The following is a 15,015-nucleotide window of genomic DNA, read 5'->3' as shown; positions in this document are numbered from 1 at the left end:
CCGATACCCCTGGATCCCCTTTCCCCTGATCGCGGGCGCTCGGCGGTCGCCGCCGTCCGACGGGGAGGACCGCGGTGATCAAAGTACTGATCGTCGACGACCAGACGATCGTGCGGGCCGGGTTCGCCGCCCTGCTCGCCTCCCAGGAGGACATCACCGTCATCGGCGAGGCCGGTGACGGCCGCGAGGCGGTGCGGCTCGCCGAGCGGGGCCGTCCCGACGTGGTCGTCATGGACATCCGGATGCCCGGCATGGACGGCATCGAGGCCACCCGCCGCATCCTCGCGCTCCCCGGCACCGAGGGGACACGCGTGCTCGTCCTCACCACGTTCGACGTGGACGAGTACGTCTACGACGCGCTCGCCGTGGGCGCCAGCGGCTTCCTGCTCAAGGACGCGACCGCCGACGAGCTCGTGTCCGCCGTCCGGGTGGTGGCGCGCGGCGACTCGCTGCTGGCGCCGCAGGTGACCGGCCGGTTGATCCGCGAGTTCACCCGGCAGCGGCGCAACCGGCCGCAGCCCCCCTCGGAGCTGTCCACGCTGACGGCCCGGGAGACCGAGGTCCTGGTGCTGATCGCGGGCGGGCTGTCCAACGGCGAGATCGCGCGGCGCCTGGTGGTCAGCGAGCACACCGTCAAGACGCACGTGGCGCGCGTCTTCACCAAGCTCGGCCTCCGCGACCGCGCGCAGGCGGTCATGCTCGCCTACGAATCCGGTGTGGTCGTCCCCGGCGGTGTCAATTCGACCCCGGCCCAAGGGGGTTCGCCTGGCGGCTCTGTTTAACTCAATCCCGGCCCGAGGACTCGCCTGGCGGCTCGCCCTTGACCGTGCTTGGGCGAGTGCGTCATCGCTTCGCGATCTTCCCGGCGGGGCTCGCCCCGCCGGTCAGGTAACGCACTCGCGTGAGGGGTGAGGCCCGCGGTCAGGGGTGTCGGCGGCGGAGGAGGCGTAGGGCCTTTTCCTTCTCGAAGTCCAGGGCGCGGGTGGGCGGTGCGGACAGCCGTCCGATGCGCTCGCCCAGTTCCCGCACGTGGGCCTGCACCTGCGGCTCGGCGAGGACGCGCAGGCCGAACGCCAGTTCGGCGGGGCCGATGTCGTAGCGCTTCTCCAGTGCCAGGGCGAGCGCCACGGCCCGCAGCTCGGCGTCGCCGAAGCGCCGGTGACCGCCACCGCGCCGGACGCCGCCGGAGTCACGGGTGGTGGGCAGCAGGCCGAGCGTCTCCCGGTAGCGGAGCATGCGGGGCGAGGTACCGAGCCGGCGGGCGGCCTCCGTGATACGCATCCGCTGATTCTGACAAATTTGTGTGAGAAAGTCGCCTCCGGCCGTGCCTCGGGGCGCCGGCCGCCCGTAGACTCGCGGCCGGACGCCAACGCGCGCACCGACACATCGAGGAGTACGTACGCATGGACTACAAGGTCGCCGACCTTTCGCTGGCCGACTTCGGGCGCCGGGAGATCCGGCTCGCCGAGCACGAGATGCCCGGCCTGATGGCGGTGCGCGAGGAGTACTCCGCCGCCAAGCCGCTGCGCGGCGCCAGGATCATGGGCTCGCTGCACATGACGATCCAGACGGCCGTGCTGATCGAGACGCTGGTGGATCTCGGCGCCGACGTCCGCTGGGTGTCCTGCAACATCTTCTCCACCCAGGACCACGCCGCCGCCGCGGTCGTCGTCGGCAAGACCGGCACCGTCGAGAACCCGCAGGGTGTGCCGGTGTTCGCCTGGAAGGGCGAGACGCTTGAGGAGTACTGGTGGTGCACCGACCAGGCCCTCCAGTGGCCTGACGGCGGCGCCCCCAACATGATCCTGGACGACGGCGGCGACGCCACCCTGCTCGTCCACAAGGGCGCCGAGTACGAGAAGGCCGGCGCCGTCCCCACCGCCACCGCCGACGACCCGGAGGAGTGGGGGATCGTCCTCGACACCCTCCGCCGGACCATCGCCGACAAGCCCGGCCGCTGGACCGAGGCCGCCTCGGCGATCAAGGGTGTCACCGAGGAGACCACCACCGGCGTCCACCGGCTCTACGAGATGCACAAGGCCGGCACCCTCGCCTTCCCGGCCATCAACGTCAACGACTCGGTGACCAAGTCCAAGTTCGACAACAAGTACGGTTGCCGCCACTCGGTCATCGACGGCCTCAACCGCGCGACGGACGTGCTGATCGGCGGCAAGGTCGCGGTCGTCGCCGGCTACGGCGACGTCGGCAAGGGCTGCGCCGAGGCCCTCAAGGGCCAGGGCGCCCGCGTGGTCGTCACCGAGATCGACCCGATCTGCGCGCTCCAGGCGGCAATGGACGGTTTCCAGGTCACCACCCTGGAGGAGGTCGTCGGCCTCGCCGACATCTTCGTCACCACCACCGGCAACTTCAACATCATCACGGCCGACCACATGAGCCGGATGAAGCACCAGGCGATCGTGTCCAACATCGGGCACTTCGACAACGAGATCGACATGGCCGGCCTCGCCAAGATCGAGGGCATCGAGAAGATCGAGATCAAGCCGCAGGTCGCCGAGTGGCGCTTCCCCGACGGCCACTCGATCATCGTCCTCGCCGAAGGCCGCCTGATGAACCTCGGCTGCGCCACCGGCCACCCGTCGTTCGTGATGTCCAACTCGTTCACCAACCAGGTCATCGCGCAGATCGAGCTGTTCACCAAGACCGAGGAGTACCCGGTCGGCGTGTACGTCCTGCCGAAGCACCTGGACGAGAAGGTCGCCCGCCTCCACCTCTCCGCGCTCGGCGTCAAGCTGACCGAGCTCACCAAAGAGCAGGCCGCCTACATCGGCGTCCACGTGGAGGGCCCCTACAAGCCCGACCACTACAGGTACTGAGTTTTCTTGCAGTGTCCTTGGCGGTCGGGCCTTGGCGGCCCTTCCTTCCACGGAAACTGCGGCGATCGCTGCATCGCTTTCGACTCGCCCTAGCGGGCTCGCTTCGCGATCAGTTCCTCGCAGGCTCGGAACTGGCTTCGCACGCGATCGCACGCCTTGAGGTCGTCGACGGCTGGGCAGGGGGCTGGCGGTGGTGCACGTGTTGATTGCAGTGTCCCTCGGCGTCAGGCGCATAGGGCGCCTTCCTTCAACGGGCACTGCGGCTGGTTCGGGTCTGTGACGGCTTGGGTTCTTGCTGAGGAACGTTCGCCGCTGGACGGGGTAGTCTGCCCGTCCAGCGGCGAACTGGCGTAACGGGGAGTGGATGAGCGATATCTCGGACGTTTCGCTTGCCTATCAGGGTGGCAAGCGGATCGAGTGGGCGGACCGGAGCATGCCCGTGCTCCGGCAGATCCGGGAGCGTTTCGCCGGGGAGCGTCCGCTGGACGGGTGGCGGGTCGCGGCGTGCATGCATGTCACCACCGAGACGGCGTGCCTGATCCGCACGCTCCAGGCGGGGGGCGCCAGCGTCGCGCTCGCCGCGTCCAATCCGCTCTCGACGCAGGATGACGTGGCCGCAGCGCTCGTCCAAGAGGACGGGGTGGAGGTGTTCGCGCGCGCGGGCATCGACCGCGAGGGCTATTACGCGCACATCCACCAGGTGCTGGAGACCGGACCCGACCTGGTCTTGGACGACGGCTGCGACCTGGTCAACACCCTGCACATCGACCGGACGGACCTGATCTCCACGGTCAAGGCGGGATGTGAGCAGACGACGACCGGTGTCATCCGGCTGCACCAGATGGCGCGTGAGGGCGCCCTGCGCTTTCCCGTGGTCGCGGTGAACGACACCGACACCAAGCACATGTTCGACAACCGGTACGGCACCGGGCAGTCGACCCTGGACGGCATCATCCGTGCCACCAACACCCTTCTCGCGGGCAAGACGATCGTGATCGCGGGCTTCGGCTACTGCGGCCGCGGCCTCGCCGAGCGGGCGCGCGGGCTCGGCGCCCGGGTGGTGATCACGGAGATCGACCCGGTCAAGGCGCTGGACGCGGCGTTGCAGGGCTTCGCCGTCCAGCCGATGTCCGAGGCCGCGCGGCACGGCGATGTGTTCATCACCGTCACCGGCAACCGCGACGTGGTGAGCGGCGAGCACCTGGCCGCGATGAAGGACGGCGCGATCCTCGCAAACTCCGGGCACTTCGACGTGGAGATCGACGTGCGGGCGCTGGACGACCTGGCGGTGGAGATCCACCATGGCGTCCGCCCGCAGGCCGACGAGTACGTCCTCGCGGACGGGCGCCGCCTGGTCCTGCTGGCCGAGGGGCGCCTGGTCAACCTCGCCGCCGCCGAGGGGCACCCGGCCGCCGTCATGGACATGTCGTTCGCCGACCAGGCACTGACATGCGCGTGGCTGGCCGGCGCCCACGAGACGCTGTCCCCGGCCGTCCACGACGTGCCCAAGGAGATCGACACGGAGGTCGCGCGGCTGAAGCTGGACTCGATGGCGATCTCCATCGACCTTCTCACCCCCGAGCAGGAGGACTACCTCCACTCGTGGCGCCTGGGGTCCTGAGCGTCCCGTGCCGACCGGAATGTACGTCCATCTCGACGAGGGGGTCGAGGAACGCTTCCAGTGCGCCCCGGGCCCCGGCGGCTGGCGCTACACCTCCCAGCGCTCCGACGGCGTCCGGACGGACCTGGTCGTGGACGCGCGCTGGCGCCACATCCGCGTCGAGCTCGTCTCCCCGTCCTGGTGGGTCAGGGGTGGTGTGACGGGACCGGAGGTCGCCTGGGTGCGCGGAGCCACCGGGCAGGCGGGGGACGGCGCGAGGGCCGAGCACACCGCGAAGGCCTCCGGGTTCCTCGCCGACTCGCCGGCCTTCCTCATCGCGATAGCGCGCTCTCTCGACCCGGCCGACAGCGCCGGAACCGATCTCCGGCTCGTCCGGCTGACCGGGACGACGCTCGCGCCGCTGACCGCCAGCTGGCGCTGGCGCCTGGCCGCCACGGAGACCTACGAAACTGAAATCGCTCCGCTACCCGTCGCGCAATACGAAATCGCCGATCTCGGCACGGGGGAACTCGCCGCCGTCCATGTCGCCGGCGACGTCCTCCTCGCCGGGCCGGGAATAGAGCTGGCCGAGTTGGAAACGCCGCCAAACCTCCCTGGCTGAAGACCGTTTTCGCTGGTCGGGCTGGCCTGAAATTTCACATCCCGTTTGATTGGGTCTGGAAGACCTCGCAACCTGACGGCTTTGACCTGCACTTTTGTGTTTTTAACGGTCCCGGTGGCGGTGAAATGGCACCCATTGTAAAGCGGGCCCGAACCGGTCATTGTGGCGACACCGCATGCGTTCGTGACCCTCCTGAGGAGCCCCCCGCCGCGTGCCCCAGCACGCACATCCGAATGGCAGGTTACCCGTCAAATGGTTATTACCAGCAGAGTGCGCTCCCTTCTCGCGGTGCTTGCCGCCGGAGCCCTCGCCGCGACCGTGCCCGGCACCGCCGGCGCATCCGCGCCGAGCCCTGTCACGTCCCAGCAGTACAAGGTCACCGGCCCCACGACCAGCCTGCAGCGCACCCAGGTCGCCCAAACGGGCGCCGCCATCGACATCCTCCGTGCGGACGGCGTCGAGATCAGCGCGATCCCGTCCGAGGTCGAAGCGATCAAGAAGCTCGGCTTCAAGGTGAGCGCTCCGCTGCCCAAGCCCGTGACCCCGCCGACCGCGTCGGCGAGCTCGTACCACACGTTCGCCGAGATGCAGGCGGAGGTCGACTCGGTCGTCGCCGCGTACCCGCAGATCGCGCGGAAGTTCCTGGTGGGCAAGTCCGGCCAGGGCCGCGACATCATCGGCGTCAAGATCAGCGACAACGTGGCGACGGACGAGAACGAGCCCGAAGTCATGATCATCGCCAACATCCACGCCCGCGAGCGGCTCACCGCGGAGCAGGCCCTGGACTACATCGGCCAGCTCACCAAGGGCTACGGGTCGGACAAGCGGATCACCGACCTGGTGGACAACCGGGAGATCACCATCATGCCGATGGTCAATCCCGACGGCCAGGTCTACGACATGACCAGCGACACCCAGGCCGGCCGCATGTGGCGCAAGAACCGGGAAGGGCCGGGCACCGACCTGAACCGCAACTTCGCCTACAAGTGGGGCTGCTGCAACGGGTCGTCCTCCAGCACGTCGAGCGAGACCTACCGGGGCACCGGCCCCGAGTCGGCCACCGAGACGAAGGTCCTCGCCAACTACGTGCGGAGCCGCAGGGTCGGCGGCAAGCAGCAGATCAAGATGTTCCTGGACATCCACTCGGTCGCCGAGCTGGTGCTCTGGCCGTTCGGCTACACCATGAACAACACGGTGCCCGGGTCGATGGACGTGGACGACGAGAACGCCCACCGCACCATCGGCCGGGAGATGGCCCAGACGCAGGGCTTCACGCCCGAGCAGTCCAGCGACCTGTACATCACCGATGGCACGACCGACGACTGGACGTGGGGAGACCAACGCATCTTCTCGTACACGTTCGAGCTGGGCGGCGGGAGCTTCTACCCGCCCCCGTCGGCCATCGAAAGCCAGGTTCAGCGGAGCCGTGAGGCCCTGCTGCGCCTGACCGCCTATGCCGACTGCCCGTACCGGGCCATCGGCAAGGAGGGCCAGTACTGCGCGGCCTGACCGGACGCCTGCCGCGCGGCCCAGTCGGCCCCTGAACCGGTTCCAGGATCGGTTCGGGGGTCGTTCAGGGCGTCGTGGTCACGGCGTGCGAGGCCGGTGGAGGTGATCGCGGATGTGTCACGGTAGGCGGCGGCCGGAAGCCGCATCGCGATGGGACCGGACGCTCCCGCGCGGTTCCTTCAGCCGGCCGTCAGGATTCCGCTGGTGTAGGACAGTGTGGTGGCCGTCCCCCCGGCGGCCCAAGGGAAGGAACTGGCCAGGAGACGGACGAACCGGGTCGGGCCGTCATTGCCCGTGATGCTGGACGTGTCGGCCCCGGCTCTAGCTCGGACGCCCCGGGTACTGACCGGTGGGGTACTGGCCGGTGGGGTACGGAGCGCCGGGATAGGGCCCGGATGGGTACTGGCCCGTTGGGTACTGCCCAGAGGGGTACTGCCCGGGTCCGTACGGGCCGCCCGCAGGTCCTTGGGGCGGCCCTTGCGGGGCCTGGGGAAGGACACCCTGGTACGGGCCTGCGCCGTAGTTGTGCGGAGGCAGGAACTGGGGTTGTCCGGGCCCCGGAGCGCTGAACGGGGGAGGGGCCGGCGGGCCCTGCCGGACGGGGAACGCCGGAGGCGCCCCGGCCATCGCCATGGCCGGTGCCGCGACGGGCGCGTGGTCCGGCTGCGGGGTCGTCCAGTCGGTCCGGCCGAGACGGCGGAGCCGCGCCGCGCGGCGCTGGGCGAGGCGCCACTCCTCGCGATGGCGGCGCTCGGCGAGGATCGCCGACAGCAGGATCTCGGGGCGGACGCCCGGTGGCGGCGGCGGGCTCACGGTGGCGGTGACCTGGTCGCTGATGCGCTGGCCGAGCGAGTCGCGGACGTCGGGCAGCAGCTCCCAGAAACGGGACAGGTACTGCCGCGCGGTCATCGCCAGCTCGTCCGGCAGCATCGACAGCTCCAGCGTCCGGGCCCACCCGGCGAGTTGCGGCGGCATCACCGCGACCGGGCCGAACACCGAGGTCGGCACCCGCTCCTGGATGACGATCGTCCCGGCGAACAGGTCACCGAGGCGCTTGCCGCGCTTGCTGCACAGGGACGCGACGAGGGCCGGCGCGCTGTAGAGCGTCCAGAACTCGATGAACCCGGCGAGCGCCCGGACGAGCGCCTGCCGGAACCGGATCGGCCCGCCGTCGTCGGCGACGACGCGCAGCCCGGCGGCCATCTTGCCGAGCGTCCGGCCGCGTGTCAGGGTCTCGAACGCGCACGGGTAGCCGACGATGACGGCCACCATCGCCAGGATCGTCAGGCCCGCCGCCCACGCGTCGTCCGCGACGAGCGAGGTCATGGACGCGACCATGATGGCGCCGTAGAGGATCACCAGCTGGAGCATCAGGTCCAGCAGCACGGCGCAGCCACGGCTGGCGAGCCGCGCGACCCTGATGTCGAGCGCGACGGCCTCGCCGGTGACGAGTTCGGCCATGTCCTGTTCCTCCAATGCCGGGGGCGGGTCCATTTTGCCGGTTCGGCGGGCCGAGGCGTTAGTCTCCCGGGGTGGACGTCGACGCCTATGTGGCCGCGCACAACGCCGACTGGCAGCGCCTGGAACGGTTGATCAACCGCGGCCGACGGCTGTCCGGCACGGAGATCGACGAGCTGGTCGAGCTGTACCAGCGCACCGCGACGCACCTGTCGGTGGTGCGGTCGAGCTCCCCGGACCCGCAGCTCGTGGGCCGTCTGTCGTCCCTCGTGGCGCGCGGGCGGGCGGCCGTGGCCGGGGCGCAGGCCCCGCTCTGGCGGGACGTGTCGCGGTTCGCGACGGTGTCGTTTCCCGCGGCGGCGTACCGGATGCGCTGGTGGTGGCTCGGGAACGCCGTCCTCGGCAACCTGCTGGCGCTGGCCCTGGCGATCTGGATCGTGCACAGCCCCGAGGTGCAGGCGACCATCGCGACGCCGGACGAGATCCGCGAGCTGGTCGACCGCGACTTCGCGAACTACTACACCGAGCACTCGGCCTCGTCGTTCGCGTTCCAGGTGTGGATCAACAACGCGTGGGTGTCGGCGGTCGCGCTGATCTTCGGGATCATGCTCGGCATCCCCACCGTGTACGTGCTGCTGATGAACCAGATCAACCTCGGCGTCGTCGGCGGCCTGATGTTCGCGTCCGGAAAGGGATCGATCTTCTTCGGGCTGATCCTGCCGCACGGCCTGCTGGAGCTGACCGCCGTGTACCTGGCCTGCGCGGGCGGCCTGAAGCTGGGCTGGACCGTCGTGGACCCCGGTCGCCGCACCCGCGGGCAGGCCCTCGCCGAGGAGGGGCGCTCGGCGGTGAGCATCGCGATCGGCCTCGTCGGCGTGCTGCTGGTGTCCGGTCTCATCGAGGGCTTCGTGACGGGCTGGGTGCACGTGACATGGCTCCGCATCGGCATCGGCGTGGTCGCCGAGGTGGCGTTCCTCAGCTACGTGATCGTCCTGGGCCGCCGTGCGACCCGCCGAGGCGAGACAGGCGACGCCGACCTGCGCCCAGACCTGGCCCCCGTCTCGGGCTGAGCCGTGCCACGGACAGGCGGTCTGCGATCGCGTCCGAAGGCAGATCCGAGCCTGCGAGGATCTGATCGCGAAGCGAGCCCTCCAGGGCGAGTCGAAAGCGATGCAGCGATCGCGCAGTGCCCGTGGAAGGAGGGCCGCCAAGGCCCGATGCCGAGGACACTGCAAATAGTCACAGTCTCCCGGCGGCCTTGAGGGCCAGGTAGGCGTCGGCTAGGGCGGGTGCGATCTCCTCGGGGGGTGCGTCCACCACCTCGACGCCGTGGCTGCGCAGTTCGGCGGTGAGGCGGCGGCGGTCCGCGCGGGCCCGCTCGGCGGCGGACGCGTCGTAGACCGCCGCGAGGTCGCCGCGTCCGGCCGCCATCTCCCCGACCCGCGGGTCCGCCACCGCGGCGATCATGACCAGGTGCCGGGCGGTGAGCTGGGGCAGCAGCGGCAGCAGGCCCTCCTCGATCGCGGCGGTGTTCAGCTCCGTCAGCAGTACGACCAGGCAGCGCTGCCGGACGCGCGCCATCAGCGTCGACACCATGCCCGCGGCGTCGCATTCGAGCAGCTCGGGTTCCAGCGGCGCCATCGCGTGCACCATCGCGGGCAGCAGGTCGGTCCGGGAGGCGCCCTCGACGCGGGTGCGGACGCGCCGGTCGTAGGCGAGCAGGTCCACCCGGTCGCCGGCGCGGGACGCGAGGGCGCCGAGCAGCAGCGCCGCGTCCATCGAGCAGTCCAGGCGAGGGATGTCGCCGACGCGACCCGCGGACGTCCGGCCGGTGTCGAGCACCAGGTAGATGCGCCGGTCGCGCTCGGGACGCCACGTCCGCACGACCACGTCGCCGCGCCGCGCGGTGGCCCGCCAGTCGATGGACCGGACGTCGTCGCCGTCCACGTACTCGCGCAGCGAGTCGAACTCGGTGCCCTGGCCGCGGATCAGCGCGACGTGCGCGCCGGTCAGCTCCCGCAGCCGCGCGAGCTTGGCGGGCAGGTGGCGGCGGGACGGGAAGGCCGGGAGCGCCCGGACCGTCCACGGCGCGGGCCGCGACAGTTGCCGCGCGGCCAGGCCGAGCGGCCCCACCGACCGCACCACGACGGTGACGGCGCGCCGGTCGCCGCGCCGTGTGGGGGTGAGCGTCATCTCGACGCGGCGGCGTTCCCCGGCGGGCACGTCCAGCTTGACGGTGCGGGGGCCCGCGCCCGCGCTCGGCGGCCACACGTCCCGCAGGCGGGCCTTCAGGCGCCGTCTGCCGAGGTTCTCGACCGTCAGCGTGACCTGTGCCGTCTCACCGAGCCGGACGCTCGTGTCCCCCGCCCGGTGGAAGCGCAGCGCCCGTACGTTGCCCGCGAGGGCCAGGTCGGCGACGACGCCGAGCAGCAGGACGCCCCACAGCGCGAACAGCACCCACCAGCTCGGCACCAGCAGCGGGACGAGCGCGCCGAGCAGCGCCAGCAAGCCCAGGCGTCCGGTCAACGCCATCAGCGCGGCGCGGGGACGTGGGCGAGGATGCCCTCCAGCACGCCGTCCGCGGTGGCGCCCTCCAGCTCGGCCTCGGGACGCAGCTGCACCCGGTGGCGGAGCGTCGGGCGGGCCAGCGCCTTCACGTCGTCCGGCGTCACGTAGTCGCGTCCCGACAGCCACGCCCACGCCCGGGACGTCGACAGCAGCGCCGTCGCACCGCGGGGGGACACGCCCAGCTGGAGCGACGGGGACTGCCGGGTCGCGCGGCACAGGTCCACGACGTAGGCGGCGACCTTCGGGTCCAGATGGACGGACCGGACCGCGGCCCGCCCGGCTGCCAGCTCGGTCGCGCCCGCGACGGGCCGCACCTCCGACAGGTCGCGCGGATCGAATCCGGCGGCGTGCCGTTGCAGCATGGAGATCTCCTCGTCCCGGGTGGGGACGGGCACGGTCAGCTTCACCAGGAACCGGTCGAGCTGGGCCTCGGGCAAGGGATAGGTGCCCTCGTACTCGATCGGGTTCTGGGTCGCGCACACCATGAAGGGGTCGGGTAGCGGACGCGCCGTCCCCTCGACGGAGACCTGCCGTTCCTCCATGGCCTCCAGCAGGGACGCCTGGGTCTTCGGCGGGGTCCGGTTGATCTCATCGGCGAGCAGGAGGTTGGTGAAGACGGGGCCCTCGCGGAACTCGAACTCCGCGGAGCGGTTGTCGTACACCAGCGACCCCGTCACATCGCCGGGCATCAGGTCGGGGGTGAACTGGACACGCTTGAAGTCCAGGTCGAGGGCGCGCGAGAGCGTCTTGATGAGCAGCGTCTTGGCGGTGCCGGGGACGCCCTCCAACAGCACGTGTCCGCGGCAGAGCAGCGCGATGACGAGACCGGTCACCACGGAGTCCTGACCGACGACTGTCTTGGCCACCTCCTTGCGCAGCGCCGTGAGCGCCGCGCGGGCGATCTCGGCCTGTCGCCGGACCTCCTCGGGCATTCGCTCGGCGCCCGGCGGCGTGGCCCCCGGCGGCGTGTCGACGGGGGAGCCGGAGCCCATGCCGGGCCCGTCGTCCTTCCCGAGGTCAACAGGGTGGTTCACGACTGGCGTACCTGCCTTTCCAGGTCGTCGAGGACGCCGCTGAGGGCGATCAACCCCGCGTCGTCCGCGGGTTCAGGACCGTACAGGGCCGCGCCGACGTACGCCTCTTCGTGGGTCGTGCGGAGGGCGACGGCGGTGACGATCTCCTGCGCGGCGGCCGGGTCCTGTGCGCTGCTGCGCGGCAGACCCAGCAGGGGGACGATGCGCTCGCGAGCCCCGGAGCGCAGCGCGTCGGAGGCCCGGTCGCGGGCGCGGCGCGCGCGGTAGAGCCGGGCGCGCCCCTCCACCGTCTCCGCGGAGCGGACGGCGACCGGCAGCGCCTCGGCCACGACCGGGCCGAGCCGGCGCGCCCGCCAGGCCGCCACCAGCAGCACCGCGACCACCAGTTCGAGGAAGAACAGCCAGACGCCGAACGGCACGAGCTCGGCGAGGGACGTGTCGCCGGTGTCGGCGCCGGATGCGGGCTGGTCGGGGATCAGCCAGACCACGCTGGAGCGGGCCCCAGCCAGGTTCATGGCCAGCGCGGCGTTGCCGTTCTCGGCGAGGTGCTCGTTGGTGAGGAAGCCGGACGATCCGAGCACCGTGATGGTGCGGCCGCCCGTCTGGATCTGGACGAGCCGGGCCGCTTCGCCCGCCTCACCCCCGTTGCCCGCCTTGTAACAGCTGGTCGCGCCCGCCGGCGCCTCATACGTCTGCGAGTTGCCGAACGTGACACCGCCCGCGAGCGTCGCGGCGTGAAGTGTGCAGCCCGGTTCGGCCGTCTTCTCGAAGCTCGGCCCGTCCGACCGCACGCCCGGAGCGAGGGCCTGCATGACGTCCCGTCCGGGGGAGACGAGCAGCAGGTCTCCTTGCACGGTGCGAAGCCGGTCGAGGTCGTCCGTGGTGAGCCGCTCGCTGCGGGTCACCACCAGGACGCTCCCCGGTGTGGACGCCGCGGCGGCCTGGCCGGCCCGCCGGGACACGGTCACCGGTGTCCCGCGCTGTTTGAGGATCTCGGCGAGCGCGCGGGTGCCGTCGCGTTTCGGCGAGGTCGGGTCGAGTTCTTCGGGGGAGCCCGAGGGACGCAGCGCGGCCAGCACGACCGCGATCAGGACCATCGCGAGGAGCACGGCGACGACGCCGCGCGCCGACCGCCAGCGCCGTCCCGCTACCTGCCGCGCGGACGGCACCGCCGAACCCGTGGCCGAACCCGTGCCGGGGCCGGGGCCCTTGGGCGGGGACTGGATCACCATCGCGGGCCTCCGTCCTCGTCCGCGGTTCCGCTCGCGGCGCCCCCGGCCAGACCGCTCCCCGTGCCCCCACGGGGATCGGTGTCGTCCGGCCCGCCCACCGGCACGAGGGCGTCGGGCTCCAGCGGCTTGGGCCGCGCCTCGCGCAACCGCTCGTCCAGGCTCTTGAGCTGCGCGTATCCGTCCGCGGTGCCGGGGCGGTCGCCGTACCAGACGTCGTCGAACGTCCGCACGCCCGAGCGCAACTCGTCCGCGAGCTGCGGCACCGCCTCGCCCGCCTCGGCCGCGAGCTCGTCGGCGGTCCGGCCCGGACGGGGCGCGAGCACGGCCCGCTCCTCCAGGTCGCGGGCGATGGCGCGCAGCCGCTCCCGGATCGCCTCGGCCCACTGCCCGGCCGCCGCGTGCGCCTCCGCCGCCTCCCGGTGGTCGAGCGCGGTGGACGGCTCGTCCTCCAGCAGCGCGTCCTCACGAGAGCGCAGGTTGCGGCGCCCCCACATCAGCCACACGACCAGCGCGACCGCCACGACCACGATGACGACGATCACCGCGATCGACATCCAGCCGCTGCCGTCGCCCTGCGCGTTCGGCGTGGCGGCGCGGTTGAACAGCTCGTTCAGCCAGCTGGCGAACCGGTCCCAGGTCCGTTCCAGCCAGGACGGCTTGTCGCGCTGGTAGATCTGCTTCTCCAGCTCGCGGCGGGCCAGCTCGCGGGCCTCGTCGCGTCCGATCGGATCGAACATCACGGATTCGCCCCTGTCCCCGGCCGCGCGGCCATCCGGCCATACCGCCACAGGTCGATGAAGCCCTCGCCCTCGTCTGTGCCGTCGCTGCCGTTTCCGGCGGCTCCCGCTATGGCCGCCGCGGAGCGGCCCTTGGTGCGCAGGTCCAGATCGAAGCCCTCGCGGCGCATCCTCCGGTCCATGTACAGGAGGGTGATCACCCCCGCGTCGAACGGCAGGACGACCGACCAGCTCACGATCCGCCCGAGGGTGTCGATGGCGAGCGCGGCCACGGCCGCTCCACCCTCCGGTTCGGTACCGAAGAACACCAGCTGGACGATCAGGAACGGGATTCGCAGGGCGAAGAACCCCATGAACACCGTCACGACCAAGGCGAGCAGGAGCGTGCCGCACGTGCGCAGCCAGCGCCCCTTGGAGAGGGTTTTGGCTCTGCTCAGCGCCCCGGTGACGGTCTGCCGCTCAAGGACCACTGCCGGGACGGCCTGGACGAGCAGGATGTACAGCCACACCATCAGCCCGATCCCGACCGGGAAGCCCACGATCCCCGCGAGGACGGCCAGCGCCGGATGCGCCTCCACCACCAGCAGCAGGAAGAACGGCATGGCCGGCAGCACCAGCGCCAGCAGCGGCACGACCATGACCACCGCGGCCGTCGCCGCCAGCCGGCCCAGGCGTGGCCGGACGTCCCGCCACGCCTGCCCCGGCGCTATCGGGAGCCCTAGCAGCTCGCGCCCCAGGATCGGCGCCATCATCCCCGCCATCAGCAGGATCCCGTACGCCGACAGGATCAGCCCGGCCAGACCGAGTGTGACCTGCGCGCCGATGGAGTCCAGCAGCACGTCCGGGGTGACCTCGCCCCGCGCGTCCCTCCCGACGAAGTAGTACGCGGTGACCGAGCCCGCCACCTGGACCACCGTACTGATGGCCACCGACAGGCCCAGCGTCGTGCGCGGGCGGCGCCGGATCCCGGCGATGGCGCCGTCCAGCATCTCCGAGATGGACATGGGGCGGAACGGGACGGCGCCGTCCACGTCGTCGTCCCAGCCGTCCGGTCCCGGCATCTTGGCTCCCTGCGATCTCTGGCGGGGGGTCCCCCGGCGTGCCCGCCCTGGCGCGCGTGCCGGGCGGCGGCCCCGGCCTCACCGCGGCCACCGGTCAGGTCATCCTGTCACGGGCCGGCCGCCGCGAACGCCGCCGCCGGCCCGGACGGTGGCGATCTGCGCCGAGACCCGCGACGTGGTAGACGAATGCTGCCGAAGCCGGTCAATTTGGCCCCGGTTTCGGGAGTCCCCCTCTACAATTCGGCCCCTGCGCAAGGGCCGCGTAAGGCGACGGCGTGCTCCGAACACCGGCATGGACCCGGTACGGACGGAGCGCGGTCGGAGCACGGACGGAGCACGGACAGATGTGGAGACCGTCCA

The 15,015-nt window shown here is 71.4% G+C and carries 13 protein-coding genes; 6 read left to right on the top strand and 7 right to left on the bottom strand.

Annotation, left to right across the window (positions count from 1 at the left end; genetic code table 11):
* Window positions 1-74 precede the first annotated feature (74 nt).
* Window positions 75-782, top strand: a complete 708-nt coding sequence (locus AMA02S_RS07735; RefSeq protein ID WP_067453701.1) for a response regulator — start codon at window positions 75-77, stop codon at window positions 780-782.
* A 139-nt stretch (window positions 783-921) separates the two neighbouring features.
* Here AMA02S_RS07735 and AMA02S_RS07730 read toward each other — a convergent pair whose 3' ends face one another.
* Window positions 922-1,281 carry a MerR family DNA-binding transcriptional regulator gene (locus AMA02S_RS07730; RefSeq protein WP_067453698.1) on the bottom strand — a complete coding sequence of 120 codons (360 nt, stop codon included), beginning with the start codon at window positions 1,279-1,281 and terminating at the stop codon, window positions 922-924.
* A 122-nt stretch (window positions 1,282-1,403) separates the two neighbouring features.
* On the opposite strand from AMA02S_RS07730, the gene ahcY (AMA02S_RS07725) reads away from it, so the two are divergent.
* The 4 genes from ahcY (AMA02S_RS07725) (at window position 1,404) to AMA02S_RS07710 (ending at window position 6,565) form a co-directional block, all read left to right on the top strand.
* Entirely contained in the window at window positions 1,404-2,834 is a 1,431-nt protein-coding gene (gene ahcY, locus AMA02S_RS07725) for an adenosylhomocysteinase (protein ID WP_067453695.1), read from the top strand.
* A 364-nt stretch (window positions 2,835-3,198) separates the two neighbouring features.
* A complete protein-coding gene (ahcY, locus tag AMA02S_RS07720; protein ID WP_067453692.1) occupies window positions 3,199-4,455 on the top strand; it encodes an adenosylhomocysteinase in 1,257 nt (418 codons plus the stop codon).
* Window positions 4,456-4,462: 7 nt separating this feature from the next.
* The gene (locus tag AMA02S_RS07715) at window positions 4,463-5,056 is read left to right on the top strand and encodes a hypothetical protein (protein ID WP_157430455.1); all 594 of its coding nucleotides are present in this window, start codon (window positions 4,463-4,465) and stop codon (window positions 5,054-5,056) included.
* Window positions 5,057-5,326: 270 nt separating this feature from the next.
* The gene (locus AMA02S_RS07710; RefSeq protein WP_245667390.1) at window positions 5,327-6,565 is read left to right on the top strand and encodes a M14 family metallopeptidase; all 1,239 of its coding nucleotides are present in this window, start codon (window positions 5,327-5,329) and stop codon (window positions 6,563-6,565) included.
* Window positions 6,566-6,886: 321 nt separating this feature from the next.
* Here AMA02S_RS07710 and AMA02S_RS07705 read toward each other — a convergent pair whose 3' ends face one another.
* Complete coding sequence (locus AMA02S_RS07705; RefSeq protein ID WP_084264802.1) at window positions 6,887-8,026, bottom strand: RDD family protein; 1,140 nt, start codon at window positions 8,024-8,026, stop codon at window positions 6,887-6,889.
* 71 nt (window positions 8,027-8,097) lie between these two features.
* On the opposite strand from AMA02S_RS07705, the gene AMA02S_RS07700 reads away from it, so the two are divergent.
* Window positions 8,098-9,093, top strand: coding sequence for a stage II sporulation protein M (locus AMA02S_RS07700; protein WP_067453683.1), 996 nt, complete (start codon window positions 8,098-8,100; stop codon window positions 9,091-9,093).
* Window positions 9,094-9,262: 169 nt separating this feature from the next.
* Here AMA02S_RS07700 and AMA02S_RS07695 read toward each other — a convergent pair whose 3' ends face one another.
* From AMA02S_RS07695 to AMA02S_RS07675, 5 genes are all read right to left on the bottom strand, one after another.
* Window positions 9,263-10,555 carry a DUF58 domain-containing protein gene (locus AMA02S_RS07695; RefSeq protein ID WP_067453680.1) on the bottom strand — a complete coding sequence of 431 codons (1,293 nt, stop codon included), beginning with the start codon at window positions 10,553-10,555 and terminating at the stop codon, window positions 9,263-9,265.
* Window positions 10,555-11,523, bottom strand: coding sequence for an AAA family ATPase (locus tag AMA02S_RS07690; protein WP_067454064.1), 969 nt, complete (start codon window positions 11,521-11,523; stop codon window positions 10,555-10,557). Before AMA02S_RS07690 ends, AMA02S_RS07695 begins: the two co-directional genes overlap by 1 nt.
* 98 nt (window positions 11,524-11,621) lie before the next feature.
* Window positions 11,622-12,857, bottom strand: coding sequence for a DUF4350 domain-containing protein (locus tag AMA02S_RS07685; RefSeq protein WP_067453677.1), 1,236 nt, complete (start codon window positions 12,855-12,857; stop codon window positions 11,622-11,624).
* A complete protein-coding gene (locus AMA02S_RS07680) occupies window positions 12,851-13,594 on the bottom strand; it encodes a DUF4129 domain-containing protein (protein ID WP_084264855.1) in 744 nt (247 codons plus the stop codon). The genes AMA02S_RS07685 and AMA02S_RS07680 overlap by 7 nt, the downstream gene beginning before the upstream one ends.
* On the bottom strand, window positions 13,594-14,655 hold the full coding sequence (locus AMA02S_RS07675) for a hypothetical protein (RefSeq protein ID WP_067453671.1): 1,062 nt from the start codon (window positions 14,653-14,655) through the stop codon (window positions 13,594-13,596). Before AMA02S_RS07675 ends, AMA02S_RS07680 begins: the two co-directional genes overlap by 1 nt.
* Window positions 14,656-15,015 lie beyond the last annotated feature (360 nt).

Origin of the sequence: Actinomadura macra NBRC 14102, from assembly GCF_001552215.1 — a bacterium.
Lineage (GTDB): Bacteria > Actinomycetota > Actinomycetes > Streptosporangiales > Streptosporangiaceae > Spirillospora > Spirillospora macra.
The sequence above is the reverse complement of the archived record's forward strand: the minus strand, read 5'-3'. Positions and strand labels throughout refer to the sequence as shown.